The following is a 17,766-nucleotide window of genomic DNA, read 5'->3' as shown; positions in this document are numbered from 1 at the left end:
TCAGCCCCCGGTGACTTGTGGGAAAAACGCGATCTCGTCGAAGTCCTCGATGGGCGCGTCGAGGTTGCACAGGTCCTGGTTCAGCGCGCACATCAGGCTGTTTTCGCCGAGCACCGCCTGCCAGGTCTCGCCCCTGGCCATCAGCAATGTCCTCAGGTCGCCGACGCTGCGCAACGAATCGTCCAGCGCGATCTTCTCGCCGCCGATACCGAGCTGCTCGCGATAGCGGGCAAAGTAGTTGATCAGAATCATGCGGTGACTCCCGCGTCAAAGGTGCCGGATCGTCCGCCCTGTTTCTTCAGCAGCTGGATGCTGTCGATGACCATGCCGCGGTCGACCGCCTTGCACATGTCGTAGATAGTCAGCGCGGCCACGCTGGCTGCGGTAAGGGCTTCCAGCTCGACCCCGGTGCGGCCGTTCAGCCGGCAGCTGGCGACGATCCTGACGCTGTCGGGCTCGACGGCCTTCAGTTCGAGGTGAATCGAGCTGAGCATCAGCGGGTGGCAGAGCGGGATGAGTTCATGGGTTTTCTTCGCCGCCATGATGCCCGCGATGCGCGCCACCGCGAACACGTCGCCCTTGGGGTGGCCGTTCTGCTGGATCATCTGCAAGGTGGCGGGCCGCATGCGCACCCAGGCCTGGGCCTGGGCTTCGCGGTCGGTGGGCTGCTTGTCGCTGACATCGACCATGTTGGCGCGGCCTTCGGCGTCCAGGTGAGTCAGGGTCGTGGAATCGTGATTCATGGTTATCCTCGCAGCCGGCTGGCTGGGTTGAGTACTTGATGTCGCCCGGGGAAGCCAGGCGAACACATGGGCGCCGATCAGCTCAGCACGAAGTCCACCGGCTGCAGCACCGGCGGCAACTGGGTCGCCCCCAGGGCATCCAGCACCTCGCGCTCGATGGTGCGCACCAGGGCGTTGGTCGGCAGGTCGTTCTCGTCCCGGCCGAAGGGGTCTTCCAGCTCGTCGCCAATGGCATCCAGGCCGAAGAACGTATAACTGACGATGGCCGTGAAGATCGGCGTCAGCCAGCCCAGGGGCTCGGCCATGGCAAAGGGCAGCAGGATGCAGAAGATGTAGCTGGTGCGGTGCAGCAACAGCGTGTAGGGAAAGGGCAATGGCGTGCCCTTGATCCGCTCGCAGATGGTCTGGGCGTTGGTCAGGCTGCTCAGGTGATTGGCCAGCAGCGTGTAGCGCCATTCGCTGATCGCCCCGGATTCGGCCAGGGTCGAACACTGTTGGCCGACGTGGCGCAGGATGCTGTCCGGCACGTTGGGCGCCTGGGCCGGCGGCAACCGGCTCAGCCAGGTGCCCGCCGCGCTCGACTCGTCTTCCTGGCGCAGCCTGGCGTTGAGGGCATGGGCGAAGCCGCAGAGGTCGCGCAGGATCTTGCCGCGTTGTCGCGAATCCTTGATCGCCTGGGTTTCGCGGATCATCGAACGCACCTCCGTCACCAGCGTGCCCAGGGCCTTGCGCGCTTCATACCAACGGTCGTAGCAGGCGTTGTTGCGAAAGCTCATGAAGATCGACAGCGACAGGCCCAACAGGGTGAAGGGCGTGGCGTTGACCCTGGAGAAATAGGCCGGGTACAGGGTCTCGATAAACACGATCGCCGAGGCCAGCAGGGTCACCAGCAGGCTGCGCAGGGCGATGCGCTTGGCGATCGAGCCCTTGAGGGAGATCAGCACATTGATCAGGTTGGGTTTGGATCTGACGATCATCGCAAGACAGCCTTTTTGCAGAGGGAAAACCGCGCGGGCTAGCCGCCGGTCATGTTCATGAACCGCACCACTTGCACCTCGTCATTGAGTTCGAAGTTGTGGCGGTACGGCTTGATTTTCATCGCCTCGACGATCGCCCGCTCCAGGCGCTCCGGCTCGCCCGGATGGCTGCGCAGCACCTGTTTCAGGTCGACCGAATGCTCGTTGCCCAGGCACAGCAGGAGCCGGCCCTCGACGGTCAGCCGCACCCGGTTGCAGGTGGCGCAGAAGTTGTGGCTGTGGGGCGAGATGAACCCCAGGCGAATCTCCGGCGCCTCGGCCAGGCGCCAGTAACGCGACGGCCCCTGGGTCGATTCGGTGGAGTCGATCAGGGTGTAGCGCTCGGCGATGCGCTCGCGCACCTGGGCGCTGGAAAAGAACGCATCGGCGCGGCTGTGTTCGCTGATCACCCCCAGGGGCATCTCTTCGATAAAGGAGATGTCCAGCCCACGGTCGATGGCGAACCCCACCAGGTCGTTGATCTCGTGATCGTTGCGCCCTTTCATCACCACGCAGTTGAGCTTGGTGTGCTGGAAACCGGCGGCGTTCGCCGCATCGATGCCGGCGATGACCTGGGCCAGGTCGCCGGTGCGGGTCAGCTCGCGAAAGCGCCTGGCATCGAGGCTGTCGATGCTGATGTTCAGACGCTTGAGCCCGGCATCGAACAGGGGGGCCGCCAGTTTGCCCAGCTGCGAGCCATTGGTGGTCATGCACAGCTCGCGCAGCCCCGGCAGCGCGGCGATGCGCCGGCACAGCTCGACGACGCCCTGGCGGATCAGGGGTTCGCCCCCGGTCAGGCGGATTTTCCGGGTGCCCAGGGCGACGAAGCTGTGCGCCAGCTGATAGAGCTCCTCCAGGGTCAGGATGCGTTGCCGTGGCAGGAACTGCATGTCTTCGGCCATGCAATACACACAGCGAAAGTCGCAGCGATCGGTCACCGACATCCGCAGATAGTCGACTCGCCGGGAAAAACCATCCTGCAGGATTCGATCTGACATTACCGCCTCCATCAACACTTCAGGCGCATTGACCAGAAGGCTGTTATTGGAAGGCCGCCGTTATAGAGGGGCCTTGTTGCGGCAAGACTAAGTTCAATTAAAAGCGCCGTCTAATCGCTATTAACAACCGGTTGATCAATAGGATCTATCAAGCAGAAAAGCATCCAGAAGCACGCCACCTTAAACAAATAATCCATTGATTTATTTCTATTTTTTATCTGATAGAGGATCTCGATCACCTGGTCATTAATAGCGATTAGACAGGCACTTCACGACCAACATAGGCTTGTTCCCGTAGTACTTGAGCGGCACCCGTGAAGTGAATAAGTGTGCATGCCTTGTAACTGGCTGCAAATAAAAGCGTATTTAACCGCACAACAAAACAGTCATAAACAATGACTTGGCATTAGGCACAGCCTACGTGCGATGTCCTGGAGAAGAACCATGAGCGAAGTTGAACGCTACAAACCCTACAAGGGAGCAGCCGCCGGTTGGGGCGCGCTGATTGCCGTGACCAAAAACTGGTTGGGCAGCGAAAACGCTTTCAAGAATATTCGCACCATGCTCAAGACCAACCAGAACGGCGGTTTCGACTGCCCGGGTTGCGCCTGGGGCGAATCGCCGGAAAACGGCATGGTCAAGTTCTGCGAGAACGGCGCCAAGGCGGTCAACTGGGAAGCCACCGGGCGCCTGGTCAACCCGGCTTTCTTCAATAAATACACGGTGTCGGCGCTGGCGGCGCAAAGCGACTACTGGCTCGAATACCAGGGCCGCCTGACCCACCCCATGCGTTACGACGCCAGCACTGACCGCTACGTCGAAACCAGCTGGGACGATGCCTTCGCCCTGATCGCCAAGCACCTGAACGCTCTGGAGTCGCCCGACCAGGCCGAGTTCTACACCTCGGGCCGGGCCAGCAATGAGGCCGCCTACCTCTACCAGCTGTTCGTGCGTGCCTACGGCACCAACAACTTCCCCGACTGCTCGAACATGTGCCACGAGGCCAGTGGCCTGGGCATGGACGACAGCGTCGGCGTGGGCAAAGGCACGGTGACCTTCGATGACCTGGAGGAAGCCGACGCCATTTTTGTCATCGGCCAGAACCCTGGCACCAACCACCCGCGGATGCTCGAACCGCTGCGCGAGGCAGTGAAGCGTGGCGCCCAGGTGATCTGTTTCAACCCGCTGAAAGAGCGTGGCCTGGAACGCTTCCAGCACCCGCAGCATCCGCTGGAAATGCTCACCAACGGCTCGGAGCCCACCTCCTCCGCTTACTTCCGCCCGGCCCTGGGCGGCGACATGGCGGCCATGCGCGGCATCGCCAAGTTCCTCTGGCAATGGGAACGCGAAGCGCTGGCGAACAATGGCGAAGCGGTGTTCGACCGCGCCTTCATCGCCGAGCACACCTCGGGCCTGGACGCCTACCTGGCCGAGGTCGACGCCACCAGCTGGGAGCACATCCTCGAACAGTCCGGGCTGTCCCTGGAAGACATCGAGCTGGCCGCGCGCATGTACCGCAAGGCCAAGCGGGTGATCATGTGCTGGGCCATGGGCGTGACCCAGCACACCCACTCGGTGCTGACCGTGCAGGAAGTGGTCAACGTGCAGTTGCTGCGCGGCAATATCGGCCGGCCGGGCGCCGGGCTGTCGCCGGTGCGCGGCCACAGTAACGTGCAGGGCGACCGCACCATGGGCATCAACGAACTGGCCCCCGCCGAGTTGCTCGATGCCCTGGAAGCGCGTTTTGCCTTCAAGGCGCCGCGCAAGCACGGGCACAACACGGTGATGGCGATCGCCGCCATGGAAGAAGGTCGCGCCAAGGTGTTCATCGGCCTGGGCGGCAACTTCGCCCAGGCCACCCCCGACAGCCCGCGCACCCACGCGGCCCTGCGCAACTGCGAGCTGACCGTGCACATCGCCACCAAGCTCAACCGCAGCCACCTGGTCACCGGTCGCGAGGCGCTGATCCTGCCGTGCCTGGGGCGCACCGATATCGACCTGCAAGCCCAGGGCCCGCAAGGCGTCACCGTGGAAGACACCTTCAGCATGGTGCACATTTCCCACGGCCAGCTGAAACCCAAGTCACCGCTGATGCGTTCGGAACCGGCGATCATCGCCGGGATCGCCAACGCCACCCTCGGCAGCCACCCGATCGACTGGCTGTGGGTGATCGAGGATTACAGCCGGATCCGCAACCTGATCGCCGACACCATTCCCGGTTTCAAGGACTTCAACCAGAAGCTGCTGCACCCCGGTGGTTTCCACCTGGGTAACGACGCCGCCCAGCGCATCTGGAAAACCGCCACCGGCAAGGCCCAGTTCACCCCCGGCGTGTTACCGGAACACCTGGTGAGCAAGGGCGTGCGCGACCTGGGAGTGAAGCCGGAGCTGATCCTGCAGACCATGCGTTCCCACGATCAGTACAACACCACCCTGTATGGCCTGGACGATCGTTATCGCGGGGTCTACGGCATGCGCGACGTGGTGTTCGTCAACGAGCAGGACATTCGCCAGCTGGGCTACGAGCCTGGGCAGAAGGTCGACATGATCTCGCTGTGGGGCGACGGTCGCGAGCGCCGGGTGAGCGGCTTCACCCTGATCGCCTATGACATTCCACCCGGCCAGGCCGCGGCCTACTACCCGGAAACCAACCCTCTGGTGCCACTGGAAAGCTACGGCGACCGCACCTTCACCCCGACCTCGAAGTTCATTGCGATCCGCCTTGAACCGGCGCCGGCCAGCAACCTGATCCAGTCCTCCGTCGATTGAACCTGCCCGGGGCGGCGCGCGTCGCCCCGGCCCTTTCGAAACCTGCATTGCCGTTGACCGCGAGCCGCAAGGCTCACCGCGGTCGGCCGTGCCGTGCACAGGTCTCGAGCCACTCTGAGGGTATCGTCATGCCAAACCTGGAAGCGCTCGACCTGGCGCGAATTCAATTCGCGTTCACGGTCTCGTTCCACATCATCTTTCCCGCCATCACCATCGGGCTGGCCAGCTTCCTGGCCGTGCTCGAAGGCCTGTGGCTGAAAAGCAATAATCCGGTCTACAAGGACCTGTATCACTTCTGGTCGAAAATCTTTGCCGTCAACTTCGGCATGGGGGTGGTCTCCGGGCTGGTCATGGCCTACGAGTTCGGCACCAACTGGAGCCGTTTCTCGGACTTCGCCGGGAGCATTACCGGGCCCCTGCTGACCTATGAAGTGCTGACCGCGTTTTTCCTCGAGGCCGGTTTCCTCGGGGTGATGCTGTTCGGCTGGAACCGGGTCGGCCGTGGGCTGCACTTCTTCTCCACGGTCATGGTGGCGATCGGCACGCTGATCTCGACCTTCTGGATCCTCGCCTCCAACAGCTGGATGCAGACGCCACAGGGCTTCTCCATCGTCGATGGGCGGATCGTACCGATGGACTGGCTGGCCATCGTGTTCAACCCGTCGTTCCCGTTCCGCCTGGCGCACATGGCGATCGCCGCGTTCGTCGCCACGGCGTTTTTTGTCGGCTCGTCCGCGGCCTGGCACCTGCTGCGCAAGAACGACACGCCGCAGGTGCGCAAGATGCTGTCGATGGCGATGTGGATGGCCTTGATCGTCGCGCCGATCCAGGCGGTGGTCGGGGATGCCCATGGCCTGAACACCCTGGAACATCAGCCGGCGAAAATCGCCGCCATCGAAGGCCACTGGGAAAACATCGGCAACCAACCGACGCCGCTGGTGCTGTTCGGCATCCCCGACATGGACGCCGAAAAGACCGGTTATGCGATCGAAGTGCCTTACCTGGGCAGCCTGATCCTGACCCACAGCCTGGACAAGCAGATCCCGGCGCTCAAGAGCTTTCCGAAAGAGGACCGGCCGAACGCGACCATCATCTTCTTCAGCTTCCGGATCATGGCCGGGCTGGGCATGTTGATGATCCTCACCGGCCTGCTCGGCCTGGCCCTGCGCCGCAACGGTGCGCTGTACCGCAACCGGCTGTTCCTGCGCCTGGTGCTGTTCATGGGCCCGACCGGGCTGATCGCCATGCTCGCCGGCTGGATCACCACCGAGGTCGGCCGCCAGCCGTGGGTGGTGTACGGCTTGCAGCGCACCGCCGACGCGGCGTCGAACCACTCGGTCAGCCAACTGAGCATCTCGCTGGCGCTGTTCGTGTTGATCTACTTCTCGGTGTTCACCGTGGGCATCGCCTACATGATGAAGCTGGTCCGCAAGGGCCCGCAGCCCCATCACGATCATCCGCCACAAGGCGGCCCCGGCCAGGACCGCACGCCACGCCGGCCGCTGTCCGCAGTCCCCGAGACCTTCGCGTCCGGCAACCCTGCCAACTGAACAAGGAGCTTGCCCATGGGCATTCAAGGTATAGATCTGTCGTTGATCTGGGGCGTGATCATCGCCTTCGGGGTGATGATGTACGTCATCATGGATGGCTTCGACCTGGGACTGGGGATCCTCTTCCCGCTGATCCCGGACGCGCAGGAGCGCGACGTGATGATGAACACCGTGGCGCCGGTCTGGGACGGTAACGAGACCTGGCTGATCCTCGGTGGCGCGGCGCTGTACGGGGCCTTCCCGCTGGCCTATTCGGTGATTCTGGAGGCCTTGTACCTGCCGCTGATTTTCATGCTGGCCGGCTTGATCTTCCGCGGCGTAGCCTTTGAGTTCCGCTTCAAGGCCAGCCCGGAAAAACGCCATATCTGGGACATGGCGTTCATTGGCGGCTCGCTGCTGGCGACCTTCTGCCAGGGCATCGTGATTGGCAGTTACATCGCCGGGATCCCGGTGGTCAATCGCCAGTTCGCCGGTGGCAACCTCGACTGGCTGGCGCCGTTCCCGCTGTTCTGCGGCCTGGGCCTGATCGTCGCCTACGCGCTGCTGGGCAGCACCTGGCTGCTGGTCAAGACCGAAGGCATGCTGGAATCGCGGATGCGCCATTACAGCCGGCCGCTGGCATTCGTGCTGATGGCGGTGGTCGCGGTGCTCTGCGTGTGGACGCCCTTGCTGCATCCGGAAATCGCCAGCCGCTGGTTCACCCACGCGCATATCGTGGTCTTCGGCGCCCTGGTGGTCCTCGGGTTGCTGGCGCTGTTCGGGCTGCTGCGCACCTTGCGCCAGCATCACTCGCACTGGCCGTTCGTGTTCACCCTGGCGCTGGTGTTCCTCGGCTACATCGGCCTGGCCTTCAGCATCTGGCCGAATATCGTGCCGCCTTCCATCAGCCTGTGGCAGGCGGCATCGCCCCCGTCCAGCCAGCTGTTCATCCTGATCGGCACCCTGTTCATCCTGCCGATCATCCTGATGTACACCTGCTGGAGCTACTACGTGTTCCGCGGCAAAGTGAGGATCGGCGATGGTTACCATTGACAGCAAAACCCTTCGCCCCCCTGCCAGGCTGCGGCCTTTCTACCAGCAGGTGGCGCAGCTGAGCCTGCTGTTCCTCGGTGGGCTGCTGATGCTGGCCGCTGCCACCGCACTGATGATGGAGTTGGCTTATGGAACGCTCTGAGGTATCGAGCACTGAAGGTCAGGCTGCCCCCTGGTATCGGCGGCTGGCGTGGCTGGTGGGCATCTGGTTTGGCAGTGTGCTGGCCCTGGGTGCGGTGGCCGGGCTGCTGCGGCTGATGATGCAGCTGGCCGGGATGAGCAGTCACTGATTGCTGGCTGCACCGGTAAGGCCCGGCGCTTTTTTGGGGGCGCCGGCGCCTTTGCCGGTTTGTGGTTCCAATCAGCCAGATGCAACGAGCCCGCGAGGCCCTCACCTCGCGGGCTCGTTGTATCCGGATCAGGGCTGGCGTTCGGCCAACGCTTCCAGCAGATCGGCCGAAGGCACGAAGAACAGGCCGCCGGTCACCGCCGTGCTGAAATCCAGCAGACGGTCATAGTTGCCCGCCGGCCGTCCGACAAACATGTTTTCCAGCATTTGCTCGATGGGCTCCGGCGAACGCGCGTAGCCAATGAAATAGGTGCCGAACTCCCCCGCCCCGGGCCGGCCGAACGGCATGTTGTCGCGCAGGATCTTCACCTCTTCGCCGTCCTTGGTGATGGTGGTCAAGGCACTGTGGGAAGAGCTCGGCTTGACGGCATCGTCGAGTTCGATGTCGGACAGCTTCTTGCGCCCGATCACCCGTTCCTGTTCCTCGACCGACAGCTCGTTCCAGGCGTTCATGTTATGCAGGTACTTCTGCACCAGCACATAACTGCCGCCGCTGAACGCCGGATCTTCATCGCCGACCAGGGTGAACTCGATGGCCTTGCGCCCGACCGGGTTTTCCGTGCCATCGACAAAGCCGATGATGCTGCGCATGTCGAAATAGCGGAAACCCTGCACCTCGTCGACCACCGTGATCGCATCGCCCAGCGCCGCGATCAGTTGCGTCGCCAGCTCGAAACACAGGTCCATCTGGTCCGCGCGAATGTGCAGCAGGATGTCGCCCGGGGTCGCCACGGCCCGGCGCTCTTGCGGGCCGAACTCGCGAAAGGCGTGCAGGGACGCCGGGCGCGGGCCGCCAAACAGCCGGTCCCAAGCCGCCGAAGCAAAACCGCAGACACACGACAGGTTACCCGCGGGCACCCGCTTGCCAACCGAACGGGTGAGGCCCGCCACATCCTCGCACCAGCCCCGTACCTTGGCGGCGGCGTCACTGCCAGGGGCCAGGGTGGCGACGATAAAGATCGCGCTGCTGGTAATCGGGTTGCAGACAGATTGCGGTTCAGGACTGGCGTCGGATATAGGCATGTTCTGTACTCGGCGGAACGGGATAGAAGGACCGCAGAGTAGCAAACAATCGCCCAGTCACAGTGCCTGAGTGGACCGCGGCGCTTACTGCGCCGCCACCCGACGACGCAAGCCCAGGCTCCAGCCCTGCTGCATGCCGGCCGCCGCCAGCAGGATGGCGATCACGCCGATCCATTGCAGCAGCTCCAGGCGATGGCCGAAGGCAAACCAGTCGACGAAGATCGCCGCAATCGGGTAGATGAACGACAGCGCGCCGGTCAGTGCGGTCGGCAGTTTCTGGATCGCGCCGTACAACAGCACGTACATCACCCCGGTGTGCACGATGCCCAGGGTCAGCAGGCTGGCCCAGGCACCCGGCGCCGTGGGCAGCGCGGAAAGATTGGCCCAGGGCGCCAGCAGCAACACCCCGGTGCAGACCTGGATCAGCGCGATCAGGTGCGGCGGCGTGCCGGTCAGGCGCTTGATCAGCAACGCGGCGAAGGCGTACAGAAGGGCCGCCCCCAGCGCCAGGGCGATCCCCAGCAGATAATCATTGCCCCCCGCGCCCTGCTCGCCATGGGCACTGACGATCGCCAGCATCCCGGCAAAGGAAATGCTCAGCCAGAACAGTTTCTGCGCGGTGATTTTCTCGCCGAGAAACAATGCCGCCAGCCCCACCAGCATGAACGGCTGGACGTTGTAGACCGCGGTGCCGATGGCGATCGAGGCCCGGGAATAGGAGGCGAACAGCAGCACCCAGTTGCCGACGATGGCGACACCACTGAGCACGGCGAGGAGAAAGGTGGTGCGCGTCAGGATGCCGGGGCGCAGAAAACCGAAGCCGGCGCAGATCAGCAGCAGGGTCGCGGCGCCGAACACGCAGCGCCAGAACACCACGTCCAGCACCGGCTGCCCGGACACCAGCACGAACCAGCCGATGGTCCCGGAAATCAACATGGCAGCGGTCATTTCCAGTGAGCCGCGGCGTAACAATTTGTCCATGATCACTCTCCTCAACAAGAGCCAAAAGTATGACAATCGGCTCCTGCCCCGCTCAAGACTCAACGGCAGGCTAAACTCGGCTTACACCTTTTTTATCAAGGTATTTCTTAGGTTTTACCTAATGAGGCTGACATGATCGACGAGATTGACCAGGCGCTGATCAGCGCCCTGATGGAAGACTCACGCCGTTCGCTCAAGGCGCTGGCACAGATCAGCGGGCTGTCCTCGCCCAGCGTCGCCGAACGCCTGCGACGCCTGGAAGAGCGCGGCGTGCTCAAGGCCTATACCGTCGAAGTCGACCCCAGGTTCTTCGGCTATCAGTTGCAGGCCATCGTGCGCATCCGGCCGCTGCCGGGGAAACTCCAGGAAGTCGAACGGCAGATCCTGGCCATCCCCGAGTTCACCGAATGCGACAAGGTCACGGGCGAGGACTGCTTTATCGCCCGCCTGCATGTGCGCGACATGGAGCAACTGGACAACCTGCTCGACCACCTCAACAGCTGCGCGGAAACCAACACCGCGATCGTCAAGAAAAGCCCGGTGAAACGGCGATTGCCGCCGATGGCGTAATGCATGAGCTCACGCACGGCGCTTGTCCCCTGGCGCCTAAAAACTGACTAGACTCAGGGCCTCATCGACGAAGGACTCGCACCGTGAAAACCTGTTTTCTGTTGCTGGCGGCATTGATGCTCTCGGGCTGTGGAACCATCGATACCGTCTTCAGGGAGGATGCGGTGGCCAGCCAGAAACTCAAGGAGCGAAAATCGTACTGCGGTGGAGTCCCGCGCATCTACAGTGGCGTGACTTATGACTTCTGCAGCATGCACGCCCCTGTGCCAGAAAACGGAAGAACTCCCACCGGCCCTGCCTCGACCCAAGGCATGCTGCTCGACATGGCCGTTTCAGGCGTGCTCGACACCTTGCTGCTGCCCTACACCATCTATCAACAACAAACCGACGGCAGCCTGATCATTGCCGAGTAGCGCTCCTGGACGGCAACAAACTCTGCGTGTGCTGCCACGACCCGGCTTGACCCTGGCCGGGCGACCAGATCGCAGACAACAAAAAGCCCGCCGAAGCGGGCTGTTTTTTCAAGGCTGGCGATCAGTCGTCGCGGCCCATGATGCCGAACAGCTGCAACAGGCTGACGAACAGGTTGTAGATCGATACATACAGGCTGATGGTCGCCATGATGTAGTTCCGCTCGCCGCCATGGATGATGGCGCTGGTCTGGTACAGGATGCACACCGAGGAGAACAGCACGAAGCCCGCGCTGATCGCCAGTTGCAGGCCGCTGATCTGGAAGAACAGGCTGGCCAGCGTCGCGCCCAGCAGGACGAAGAAACCGGCGGTGATGAAACCACCGAGGAAGCTCATGTCCTTGCGGGAGATCAGCACGTAGGCCGACAGGCCACCGAACACCAGCGCGGTCATCGCAAAGGCCGAGCTGACCACTTCCGCGCCGCCCTGCATGCCCAGGTAACGGTTGAGGATCGGGCCGAGCAGGAAGCCCATGAAACCGGTCAGGGCAAACGCCGACACCAGGCCCCAGGCCGAATCACGGAGTTTGTTGGTGAGGAAGAACAGACCGTAGAAACCGATCAGCACCACGAAGATGTTCGGATAACCGACCCGCATCTGCTGGGCCACGTAAGCCATCACGCCACTGAAGGCGAGAGTGAGAGCGAGTAGGCCGTAGGTGTTGCGCAGGACGCGGCTAACTTCTAGCTGCTCGGCCTGCACGCTGTTATTAACTGCGTAATCCTGTTCGCGCATGGCGACACTCCTGTTGGTTTGAAACGTTCAGTGGCAAAGATCATAACAGACGCTCTGCAACAAGCCATGCACAGAGTTTGACAGTGTGTTTCATTCAGGTATTATGGCGCCCGCAACAAAAACGGAGGTGTGGCCGAGTGGTTTAAGGCAACGGTCTTGAAAACCGTCGACTGTAACAGGTCCATGAGTTCGAATCCCATCGCCTCCGCCATATTCGTCACGCTAAAGCCCCGATTATTCGGGGCTTTTTCGTTTCTGGGGTTTGGTGCGGAGTTAATTCAAAAACTTCACAAAAATCAGCTCTGGATCACCAGGGTCAAGATTCTCCACAGTCCCGCTGTATTGATATCCACTCTGTACCAACAATTGCCGCATGGGTGTATTGGACGTGTTGGTCGAAGTGAAGATCTTTCTGGCAGAGGAGCAATGCTCCAAGTGAGCAATGATTTGCCTACCTGCACCAGAACGTCTATGAGCGTTTGAAACGACTACAAGCGGGATGAACCACTCCCCGAAAAAGCTTTTGTCCAAGCAGCCGTAACCGATCGGGACACTGGGATCGTTTGTCTCACAAGCAACCCAGCATTCGCCCGAGCCTACTACCCTTTCTATTTGTGCTCGACGGCCGTGGTCTTTTGCCGCTATAGGATCCACACGCACCAACCATTCGATATCGCTCAAGACGGCCTGTCTGATTTGCCAATTCATGATCGCGTCCCTTCGGTCAAATTCGCCGGAGTTTACTTCAGCTCCGATGCCCCAGATGCTATTACGCTCAGCGATAGTTCTGATGCAAAGCGCAAACTCGACCATGAACGGGCTAATTGACGCTGGTTACATTTTGGTACGCCGAAGGTCCAGTGCCTCTACAGCACGCTATACGGCACTCGCAACACAATGCATGACAGATCCAAACCTCATTTGCTGCCAGTGCGCGACCATTGATCATCCATAGCGCCCGCGGTATTGGCGACTATCAGCGCCACGACACAGGCAAACAACGCGAACACGGCAAAGACCCCCATCACATGCAAGTAAGGCAGTGCGTTATTCCACGCTCGAGCCACCCCCAGGAAAGCGGCAAATAACCAGCCACTCATGGAGAGCGCGCCCAAGAGAGCAAGGCGAGTACGGGCGGAGTTGGGTAACGAGGTAAAAGGAGCCTTCTGCAGCAGCGGGAAACCGATCCGATGCAACAAAGCGCCGTTGAGGCTAAGCAGCGCGACGACACTGGCCTTGGCCCAGAGTTTTTGATTGAGCAGATACGCACTGCCCTCATAGAGGTAGCCTTGGAGCACCAGCAACAAGCCACTTCCCCAAAGAGCCAATAGCGCGAGCATGACGATCTTTTGAGTCTCGTCGAGGTACTCACGCTGCACCTGGCCCAGCACATCCTTGCGCCAGCTCCAGAGCTTTTGATCAGCCTGTAACACCCTCCCCAGAGCAATACAGGTGGCAATCAGATGACCATACACGAGTAGCATTTTGAGCATTACCTTGACCTTATTCTTATGTGGGCAATGCACTCCCTCGCACCCTTGATTTGAAACTAAATGATACGTACTCATATTTGTATCAACAAGTTACCTGCCCAGCCGTCCATCTGGATCTGGAATCGCCTGGCCGGCGCCTACGGCATACATTTGCCCTTGAAAACCGGCTTGTACCTGCATCGAGAAAGTCTGAGGGTCGAGTGCTCAATCGATACCACAGAGCACCGTCATCATGGGTATAACGGTCGGCAGACCTTGGTCATGTGCAAGGAGAAGGATGCAAAAAGCCCGGCACTATGGCCGGGCTCTGGTTATTTTCTGGATTCCATCATCTTGTCGGCGAGCGTCTTGGCTCTTTCGATCAACAGGTTCTGCCTGTCTTCGTGAGTGGCCTCTCCTACGACCGGTGCCGTCAGGTTGCTTTCCGCAATCAACGCAGCGCAGAAGTATTGATCCCAGACTCTTTGCTCCGACGCCTGCTTGCTTACTTGGTCGGCGATCATATGGGACTCCTTTTGACGAGGTAGCACCGCCATTTTACGCCTGAATCGCGGGCAACCCCTGTCGTAACGGATAGCCGGCAAATGGCGTGATACCTGTCGAACCGTTCGAGCTTCCGGTGCTGTTTGGCAGTTATTTCACGCCAATATCTTCTGCAAAACGAAGCAGATAACCATCAGGGTCCAGGACCAGGAAATTCCTCTGCCCGAATTGCCGGTCATTGCTGCGGTACCAATGCTCTTCGACGGATCTCCTGATCGCGCAACCAGCCTTCTCCAGTGCACAAACCAGGGCAAAGGCATCCGGACACTCGATGGAGAGGTTCATGCCACGTCCGTAGGGAGGCTCCAGGGGGCCCACACGCCAGGGTGAATCGTCATGCCAGTCCTGCTCCAGCATGATCTGGCTGTTGCCAAAGGAGAGAAAGGCAAACTTGTCTTCGGGTCGGTCGTACTCGACCCTGAAACCCAACACGTCACAGTAGAAATACAGACTCTGCTGCAGGTCCGAAACGATCAGTTCCGGCACCAGGGCGTTCAACTTGAACATGCTCTAGCATCCATTCAGTTCCTTGGCCGGCCAATTTACCTGGTTCTCTGCATGCCGGCTTATTTAGCGCGCGGCATGACCTGTCATTGCACCTTCTGCTCGCTGCCAATCTTCTTGGCCCTGTCGATCCCCCACTCAAACGCATCCTCCATATCCAGGCCATCCGGGGCCAGGTCATTATCCTCGACAATAACGCTGCCATCCGGCTTGTAGATGCCAATGAACATCTTGAGCGAGCCATCTCTGAGGATCTCTGATCGCACCTTGATCTTGCACCCATTGGAAAGGGTTTCACTGTGGTTCAAATGGCGCTCAGTCATGGCCGCATCCCTCAGTAAATGAAGTTCGAGTAAGGCACAGCCCATTGATTCATGCCAGTCGATAGGCCCCCATCAAGAGTTAGAGACAGATTTTCCGAAGGCCATAAAAAGCCCCGCACAAGTGGCGAGGCTGTTTTTGTATCTGTCAGCGCTTCAGCCGGCAGGTTTCAGTGGCGCCGGGGCGGCCATGACATAACGGGACATCAGGTAGGCGACCAGGCCGCCCAATGCCGCGCCCGCCGCATCGGCCAGAAACAGCGCCAGTTGAGAGGCCGAATGCTGGTAGACCCTGCACATCGCCACCCAGGCGTTTTCCATGAAACCGGAAGCCCAGTCCCACCCACAGGGGTACACCATCAAGAAGGCCAGCCCGGCGAGGGTGATCCATCCGGACAACCTGGACGGGGCTTGCGAGAAGACGAACCGGGCCAGCTGGCAGATACCGACAAAGAGCCAGGCCGCCAGCATGCTTCTCATGAATTGATCGAATAACTCGAAAAAGGCCATGGCAACCTACGCTGAAAAATCACCGAACGATGATAGCCATTCGCGTCGCCATAAAAAACCCGGCGCAATGGCCGGGTTTTCATCAATCGCGTAGCGGTGCCTGCGGCTGGAGCCGCGAATCCGGCCCTGTGCCGGGCCCCTTTATCGGCCTGCGGCCTGGCAGGCTCCTGCGCCCTCTTCCCCCACGCCTCCCGCGACCTGGACCAGGGCTTCCAGCAAGGCCTCGGTATGGTTGATCGATTCCCGGATCTCATCGAAGGCATCCTCCAGATCGCGCACCCTCGCTGTCGCCGAAGCGCCGCACAGGGCTTGCTGGATCTGGAACTCATCCTGCTTGAATTGCAGGACATTGGCTCGCAGCCCTTCGATACGAAGGGACAGCTGCGAGATGTGGTGGCGGCGACGCTGAACCATTTCGGTTCTCCTTTATGGCCCTCTTATTTATTCAGATCGTCGCGCGCCGGCGGATGTTCAGCCGTTCCTGACCAAAGGCACAGCGCTCCCATGCCCATGGCCAGGCGCTCAAAGCTTGCTGTTCAGCGCCACCAGCAAGGCCGCGTCCCGTCCGTAGATGTCCGGGGCATAGGACAGCTGGCCATGGCTGTCGGCTTGCGCCGTCCAGTACGTGAGCAGGATCGGTACCGGCGTCGACAGCCTGAACTCATGCGTGAGCCCGGTGCTCAGCAACTCGTCGGTACGCACCCGCTCCGCCGGACTCACCAGCAGATCGCGCAGCTGCAACGCATGCTCGACCCGTACGCAGCCCGAACTGAAGGCCCTCGGCCCCTTGTTGAACAACGCCTGGCTGGGCGTGTCGTGCAGGTACACCGAGAATGGGTTGGGGAACCGGATCGCCATCTGCCCCAGCGGGTTTCTCGGCCCGGCCTCCTGGCGTAGGAGGATATTGCCGGGGTTGTCCCAGTCGATATCTTCCACCGCCAGGGGATGCCCCTCGCTATCGAGCACCTGCAGGTTCTGCCGATTGAGGAAGGACTGGTCACGGCGAATTTCCGGCAGTTTGTCTTCGCGGAAAATGGTCGGCGGTACCGTCCAGGTCGGGTTCAGGGTCAGGCGTGTGACCTGGGATTTCAGCAAGGGCGTCTGGCGCTCGGCACGCCCCACCTGGGTCCGGGTCTGCCACACCGGTACGCCGTCCTGATAGACGATCAACTGCGCCGCGGCCAGGTTGACCAGCAGGCTGTCGGGTTCCATGTCCTGCGCCAGCCAGCGAAAGCGTTCGAGGTTGATGCGCAGCTGTTCGCGGCGCATCTGCGGGCTGATATTCAGTTCACTCAAGGTCCCCGCGCCGATCACCCCGTCGGCTTGCAGCGAATGGCTGAGCTGGAAGCTTTTCACCGCGCTCACCAGATCGCCGCTGTAAAGGGTATCGCCCCCGTTGCCAAGGGTGCTCAGGTATCCCTCCTTGAACAGCCGTTGCGCCAACTCCGGCACCCGCGCGTCCTGCATCTGCGGACGCAGCAGCGGCCCGCTGGGCAGCGGTTGCCAATGGGGCAACTCCAGTTGGCGCTGCTGGGCATACAGCTGGCGCAGGTTCTGATATTGCTCGAGGCTCGGCCGCGCCAGCGCGAAGGCCGCCGGGATGTCTTGCAGGCCGGGCCCGGCAATGGCGAGCACCTGCGCCTGGCGATCCAGTTGCAAGGGGTGGGCGTGCCACATCGGCTCGAAACGGGCTTGCGACAGACGGCCGTAATGCAGGTCATGCAGGGCTTGCAGGTAATGCTGGCTGAAGCTCAGGTCGGCGCACAGCACGTCGCCCGCGAGCGCGCTGGCCGGTGACCGGTAGTCGGCCGGGTCCAGGCCATCGTCGGCCAGTTGCTGCAACTGTGCCTGCAACGCCTCCAAACGTGCGCTGGACGACCAGATCGGCTGGTCACCCTGCTGTTGGTAAAAGGCCTGTAGCAGGCTCTGGGCGGGAATGTCCAGGTACGCCGCCAACCCCGGACAGGCAGCGGACAATCGAGTGAATACCAGTTGCACAGGGTTCTCATGATCGACCGGTACATCCTGAGCAGTCGCGACCAACGGCGCAGCGAGCAGGAAAAGGCTCAAGTAACATGCGTGTTTTTTGAACAACTGCTTTACTCCAATCATGGCCATCATGGTGATGGTCAACCTCGGCAGTGGCTGCGAAAAATCGT

General features: G+C 61.2%; 22 protein-coding genes and 1 tRNA gene. 8 read left to right on the top strand and 15 right to left on the bottom strand.

The genetic code is table 11. The features are described from left to right. The 4 genes from moaD to moaA all read right to left on the bottom strand — a co-directional run bounded on the left by moaD (position 1) and on the right by moaA (position 2,757). The gene (moaD, locus tag PVZ78_RS11075) at positions 1 to 252 is read right to left on the bottom strand and encodes a molybdopterin converting factor subunit 1 (protein ID WP_102678081.1); all 252 of its coding nucleotides are present in this window, start codon (positions 250 to 252) and stop codon (positions 1 to 3) included. After that, a complete protein-coding gene (gene moaC / locus PVZ78_RS11070; RefSeq protein ID WP_273828676.1) occupies positions 249 to 743 on the bottom strand; it encodes a cyclic pyranopterin monophosphate synthase MoaC in 495 nt (164 codons plus the stop codon). The genes moaD and moaC overlap by 4 nt, the downstream gene beginning before the upstream one ends. Before the next feature lie 77 nt (positions 744 to 820). Further along, positions 821 to 1,720 (bottom strand): bestrophin family protein, encoded by a 900-nt coding sequence (locus PVZ78_RS11065; protein WP_009049727.1) that lies wholly within the window; start codon positions 1,718 to 1,720, stop codon positions 821 to 823. A 38-nt stretch (positions 1,721 to 1,758) separates the two neighbouring features. Next, positions 1,759 to 2,757 (bottom strand): GTP 3',8-cyclase MoaA, encoded by a 999-nt coding sequence (gene moaA / locus PVZ78_RS11060; RefSeq protein WP_016701854.1) that lies wholly within the window; start codon positions 2,755 to 2,757, stop codon positions 1,759 to 1,761. A 444-nt stretch (positions 2,758 to 3,201) separates the two neighbouring features. Here moaA and PVZ78_RS11055 point away from each other — a divergent pair, with 444 nt between their 5' ends. From PVZ78_RS11055 to PVZ78_RS11035, 5 genes are all read left to right on the top strand, one after another. Continuing rightward, complete coding sequence (locus PVZ78_RS11055; RefSeq protein ID WP_273828675.1) at positions 3,202 to 5,526, top strand: FdhF/YdeP family oxidoreductase; 2,325 nt, start codon at positions 3,202 to 3,204, stop codon at positions 5,524 to 5,526. 128 nt (positions 5,527 to 5,654) lie between these two features. Next, positions 5,655 to 7,076 (top strand): cytochrome ubiquinol oxidase subunit I, encoded by a 1,422-nt coding sequence (locus PVZ78_RS11050; protein WP_009049730.1) that lies wholly within the window; start codon positions 5,655 to 5,657, stop codon positions 7,074 to 7,076. 15 nt (positions 7,077 to 7,091) lie between these two features. Further along, entirely contained in the window at positions 7,092 to 8,108 is a 1,017-nt protein-coding gene (cydB, locus tag PVZ78_RS11045; RefSeq protein ID WP_028682832.1) for a cytochrome d ubiquinol oxidase subunit II, read from the top strand. Continuing rightward, positions 8,095 to 8,250 carry a hypothetical protein gene (locus PVZ78_RS11040; protein ID WP_273828674.1) on the top strand — a complete coding sequence of 52 codons (156 nt, stop codon included), beginning with the start codon at positions 8,095 to 8,097 and terminating at the stop codon, positions 8,248 to 8,250. Before cydB ends, PVZ78_RS11040 begins: the two co-directional genes overlap by 14 nt. After that, positions 8,237 to 8,398 carry a DUF2474 domain-containing protein gene (locus PVZ78_RS11035; protein ID WP_135006771.1) on the top strand — a complete coding sequence of 54 codons (162 nt, stop codon included), beginning with the start codon at positions 8,237 to 8,239 and terminating at the stop codon, positions 8,396 to 8,398. The genes PVZ78_RS11040 and PVZ78_RS11035 overlap by 14 nt, the downstream gene beginning before the upstream one ends. A 128-nt stretch (positions 8,399 to 8,526) precedes the next feature. Here PVZ78_RS11035 and PVZ78_RS11030 read toward each other — a convergent pair whose 3' ends face one another. After that, the gene (locus PVZ78_RS11030) at positions 8,527 to 9,480 is read right to left on the bottom strand and encodes a Dyp-type peroxidase (RefSeq protein WP_009049734.1); all 954 of its coding nucleotides are present in this window, start codon (positions 9,478 to 9,480) and stop codon (positions 8,527 to 8,529) included. Positions 9,481 to 9,564: 84 nt separating this feature from the next. Next, positions 9,565 to 10,461, bottom strand: coding sequence for a DMT family transporter (locus PVZ78_RS11025; protein ID WP_009049735.1), 897 nt, complete (start codon positions 10,459 to 10,461; stop codon positions 9,565 to 9,567). A 132-nt stretch (positions 10,462 to 10,593) separates the two neighbouring features. On the opposite strand from PVZ78_RS11025, the gene PVZ78_RS11020 reads away from it, so the two are divergent. Both PVZ78_RS11020 and PVZ78_RS11015 read left to right on the top strand, forming a co-directional pair. After that, complete coding sequence (locus PVZ78_RS11020; RefSeq protein ID WP_009049736.1) at positions 10,594 to 11,031, top strand: Lrp/AsnC family transcriptional regulator; 438 nt, start codon at positions 10,594 to 10,596, stop codon at positions 11,029 to 11,031. A gap of 83 nt (positions 11,032 to 11,114) precedes the next feature. After that, entirely contained in the window at positions 11,115 to 11,444 is a 330-nt protein-coding gene (locus PVZ78_RS11015; protein ID WP_036985051.1) for a YceK/YidQ family lipoprotein, read from the top strand. Between the two features lie 121 nt (positions 11,445 to 11,565). Here the strand turns inward: PVZ78_RS11015 and PVZ78_RS11010 are convergent, their stop codons facing one another. Further along, on the bottom strand, positions 11,566 to 12,237 hold the full coding sequence (locus tag PVZ78_RS11010; protein WP_007929309.1) for a Bax inhibitor-1/YccA family protein: 672 nt from the start codon (positions 12,235 to 12,237) through the stop codon (positions 11,566 to 11,568). A 123-nt stretch (positions 12,238 to 12,360) separates the two neighbouring features. Between PVZ78_RS11010 and PVZ78_RS11005 the strand changes: the two genes are divergently transcribed. Further along, a tRNA-Ser gene (locus PVZ78_RS11005) sits at positions 12,361 to 12,448 on the top strand. A 62-nt stretch (positions 12,449 to 12,510) separates the two neighbouring features. Here PVZ78_RS11005 and PVZ78_RS11000 read toward each other — a convergent pair. The 8 genes from PVZ78_RS11000 to PVZ78_RS10965 form a co-directional block, all read right to left on the bottom strand. Beyond that, a complete protein-coding gene (locus tag PVZ78_RS11000) occupies positions 12,511 to 12,945 on the bottom strand; it encodes a GNAT family N-acetyltransferase (protein ID WP_101284185.1) in 435 nt (144 codons plus the stop codon). Between the two features lie 209 nt (positions 12,946 to 13,154). Then, the gene (locus PVZ78_RS10995) at positions 13,155 to 13,730 is read right to left on the bottom strand and encodes a hypothetical protein (protein ID WP_101282813.1); all 576 of its coding nucleotides are present in this window, start codon (positions 13,728 to 13,730) and stop codon (positions 13,155 to 13,157) included. Between the two features lie 311 nt (positions 13,731 to 14,041). Further along, positions 14,042 to 14,233 (bottom strand): hypothetical protein, encoded by a 192-nt coding sequence (locus tag PVZ78_RS10990; protein ID WP_028682829.1) that lies wholly within the window; start codon positions 14,231 to 14,233, stop codon positions 14,042 to 14,044. Positions 14,234 to 14,363: 130 nt separating this feature from the next. Next, complete coding sequence (locus PVZ78_RS10985; protein WP_009049741.1) at positions 14,364 to 14,780, bottom strand: bleomycin resistance protein; 417 nt, start codon at positions 14,778 to 14,780, stop codon at positions 14,364 to 14,366. An 83-nt stretch (positions 14,781 to 14,863) separates the two neighbouring features. Continuing rightward, a complete protein-coding gene (locus PVZ78_RS10980) occupies positions 14,864 to 15,100 on the bottom strand; it encodes a hypothetical protein (RefSeq protein ID WP_028682827.1) in 237 nt (78 codons plus the stop codon). A 153-nt stretch (positions 15,101 to 15,253) separates the two neighbouring features. Continuing rightward, a complete protein-coding gene (locus PVZ78_RS10975; protein WP_169751699.1) occupies positions 15,254 to 15,577 on the bottom strand; it encodes a hypothetical protein in 324 nt (107 codons plus the stop codon). Positions 15,578 to 15,748: 171 nt separating this feature from the next. Beyond that, entirely contained in the window at positions 15,749 to 16,021 is a 273-nt protein-coding gene (locus tag PVZ78_RS10970; RefSeq protein WP_009049744.1) for a hypothetical protein, read from the bottom strand. A 108-nt stretch (positions 16,022 to 16,129) separates the two neighbouring features. Then, complete coding sequence (locus PVZ78_RS10965) at positions 16,130 to 17,701, bottom strand: L,D-transpeptidase family protein (RefSeq protein ID WP_273828673.1); 1,572 nt, start codon at positions 17,699 to 17,701, stop codon at positions 16,130 to 16,132. Positions 17,702 to 17,766: the final 65 nt, after the last annotated feature.

This window comes from Pseudomonas sp. SBT1-2, from assembly GCF_028640875.1.
In the GTDB taxonomy this organism is placed as follows: Bacteria; Pseudomonadota; Gammaproteobacteria; order Pseudomonadales; family Pseudomonadaceae; genus Aquipseudomonas; species Aquipseudomonas chlororaphis_I.
The sequence above is the reverse complement of the archived record's forward strand: the minus strand, read 5'-3'. Positions and strand labels throughout refer to the sequence as shown.

Excerpts from the sequence above, each read along its gene's own strand:
- PVZ78_RS10995 (WP_101282813.1), bottom strand. The coding sequence starts at position 13,730 with ATGCTCAAAATGCTACTCGTGTATGGTCATCTGATTGCCACCTGTATT.
- PVZ78_RS11010 (WP_007929309.1), bottom strand. The coding sequence starts at position 12,237 with ATGCGCGAACAGGATTACGCAGTTAATAACAGCGTGCAGGCCGAGCAG.
- PVZ78_RS11025 (WP_009049735.1), bottom strand. The coding sequence starts at position 10,461 with ATGGACAAATTGTTACGCCGCGGCTCACTGGAAATGACCGCTGCCATG.
- PVZ78_RS10980 (WP_028682827.1), bottom strand. The coding sequence starts at position 15,100 with ATGACTGAGCGCCATTTGAACCACAGTGAAACCCTTTCCAATGGGTGC.
- PVZ78_RS10970 (WP_009049744.1), bottom strand. The coding sequence starts at position 16,021 with ATGGTTCAGCGTCGCCGCCACCACATCTCGCAGCTGTCCCTTCGTATC.
- moaA (WP_016701854.1), bottom strand. The coding sequence starts at position 2,757 with ATGTCAGATCGAATCCTGCAGGATGGTTTTTCCCGGCGAGTCGACTAT.
- PVZ78_RS10985 (WP_009049741.1), bottom strand. The coding sequence starts at position 14,780 with ATGTTCAAGTTGAACGCCCTGGTGCCGGAACTGATCGTTTCGGACCTG.
- moaC (WP_273828676.1), bottom strand. The coding sequence starts at position 743 with ATGAATCACGATTCCACGACCCTGACTCACCTGGACGCCGAAGGCCGC.
- PVZ78_RS11035 (WP_135006771.1), top strand. The coding sequence starts at position 8,237 with ATGGAACGCTCTGAGGTATCGAGCACTGAAGGTCAGGCTGCCCCCTGG.
- PVZ78_RS11040 (WP_273828674.1), top strand. The coding sequence starts at position 8,095 with ATGGTTACCATTGACAGCAAAACCCTTCGCCCCCCTGCCAGGCTGCGG.
- PVZ78_RS11050 (WP_009049730.1), top strand. The coding sequence starts at position 5,655 with ATGCCAAACCTGGAAGCGCTCGACCTGGCGCGAATTCAATTCGCGTTC.
- moaD (WP_102678081.1), bottom strand. The coding sequence starts at position 252 with ATGATTCTGATCAACTACTTTGCCCGCTATCGCGAGCAGCTCGGTATC.
- PVZ78_RS11065 (WP_009049727.1), bottom strand. The coding sequence starts at position 1,720 with ATGATCGTCAGATCCAAACCCAACCTGATCAATGTGCTGATCTCCCTC.
- PVZ78_RS11020 (WP_009049736.1), top strand. The coding sequence starts at position 10,594 with ATGATCGACGAGATTGACCAGGCGCTGATCAGCGCCCTGATGGAAGAC.
- PVZ78_RS11030 (WP_009049734.1), bottom strand. The coding sequence starts at position 9,480 with ATGCCTATATCCGACGCCAGTCCTGAACCGCAATCTGTCTGCAACCCG.
- PVZ78_RS11055 (WP_273828675.1), top strand. The coding sequence starts at position 3,202 with ATGAGCGAAGTTGAACGCTACAAACCCTACAAGGGAGCAGCCGCCGGT.
- PVZ78_RS11000 (WP_101284185.1), bottom strand. The coding sequence starts at position 12,945 with ATGAATTGGCAAATCAGACAGGCCGTCTTGAGCGATATCGAATGGTTG.
- PVZ78_RS10990 (WP_028682829.1), bottom strand. The coding sequence starts at position 14,233 with ATGATCGCCGACCAAGTAAGCAAGCAGGCGTCGGAGCAAAGAGTCTGG.
- PVZ78_RS10975 (WP_169751699.1), bottom strand. The coding sequence starts at position 15,577 with ATGAGAAGCATGCTGGCGGCCTGGCTCTTTGTCGGTATCTGCCAGCTG.
- cydB (WP_028682832.1), top strand. The coding sequence starts at position 7,092 with ATGGGCATTCAAGGTATAGATCTGTCGTTGATCTGGGGCGTGATCATC.